Origin of the sequence: Synechococcus sp. R6-5 (assembly GCF_047461775.1) — a bacterium.
Taxonomy (GTDB): Bacteria; Cyanobacteriota; Cyanobacteriia; order Thermostichales; family Thermostichaceae; genus Thermostichus.
In genome coordinates, this window is sequence record NZ_JANSHV010000086.1 from 1 (window position 1) to 1,229 (window position 1,229).

Sequence of the window (1,229 nt, forward strand, 5' to 3'; positions counted from 1 at the left end):
TTCCGTGTGGCAGGCAGGCGCGGCATGATGGTTCGCTCGCCAGCATCTGCTTGCGATTAACGCTCATCGTCGAAATCGAGATCCGCCAGCAGTTCGCGCGCATCGGTTGCCAGCGCTGCCGGAACATACACCTTCACCATACTGAGCGGTCCCTGGATCAGACCATAGACGCCAGCGACCGCTTCACCCGCAAGGTGCGCCGGAATACCGGCATCCTCCAGGTAGGAGCGGATAATCTGCGCGCGGATCAATCCTTCGACCTCGGCGATACACACCGGACCGACGCCATCGCCATCGCCGCCACTGCGCTCTGCGGTCGTCTCCCGCTTTATAACCTGCAACCAGCGTAACACATAATCACTCATATTCGTTATTGTACAATAAACATGAAATGACCCCACTGCAAAAACGCACCGAAGAGACGCGAAGGTGCAGAGGTTTCCATCAATCGCTCTCTGCGTCCACTGCGCCTCTAGTATAATCTAACGGGACACGGTATACCGTTCTGCGCCAGGTTCACGAGATCGCCGCGGAGTGTTGGGTAGCCGTGTCCTTCAACGCGACCAAGCCGAACAGTTATCTGGGCCCTCAAACCCGCATATGCTAGCAAGGCTGGCGCCGTTTTCCTCAGGAGGTTCTGTGTATGGCTTCCCGTGAGTCGCTCTTTATCGGCATTGATGTCTCCAAACAGACGCTGGATGTGGCGTTTGGCGCCGACCCGCACGCGCCACGCGAGACGATACCGTATACCGACGAAGGTGTCCAGCTCCTGGTCACGCGACTCCAGCGCCTGCAGCCGACCCTGATTGTGCTGGAGGCGACCGGCGGGCTGGAGCGCATGGTGTTCGCCCAACTGCTCCAGGCTGGCTTGCCGACGGCGCGGGTGCAGCCACGCCGCGTGCGCGCCCTGGCGCACGCGGAAGGACGCCAGGCGAAGACCGACCGCCTGGATGCCCGGTTGCTCGCCCGCTTTGCCGAACGGGTGCGCCCGCCGCACCACCAAGCGACGGACGAGCAGCGCGCATCCTTGCGCGACCTGCTGGTCCGGCGGGAGCAGGTGATTCAGATGCGGACGGCTGAGATCAATCGGTTGACGGCTGCCGCGCCGAACCTCCGCCCGGGCATCCAGAAGCATATTGATTGGCTGGATCAGGAGACCCGTGCGCTTGAGCAGGAACTCGACAACGAGGCGGAGCGCACCGACGAGGTGCGCCGGAAACGGGAGCTGC

Annotated in this window: 2 protein-coding genes; one reads left to right on the forward strand and one right to left on the reverse strand. The window is 62.1% G+C overall.

Annotated features, from left to right (window positions below; genetic code table 11):
* Window positions 1-56: 56 nt before the first annotated feature.
* A complete protein-coding gene (locus NW818_RS05330) occupies window positions 57-365 on the reverse strand; it encodes a putative signal transducing protein (RefSeq protein ID WP_414424012.1) in 309 nt (102 codons plus the stop codon).
* Between the two features lie 278 nt (window positions 366-643).
* Here NW818_RS05330 and NW818_RS05335 point away from each other — a divergent pair.
* On the forward strand, window positions 644-1,229 hold a 586-nt coding region (locus NW818_RS05335; RefSeq protein WP_414424013.1), incomplete at its 3' end, for an IS110 family transposase.

Bases quoted from the DNA above. Each gene is read 5' to 3' on its own strand.
- NW818_RS05330 (WP_414424012.1), bottom strand. From the start codon at position 365: ATGAGTGATTATGTGTTACGCTGGTTGCAGGTTATAAAGCGGGAGACG.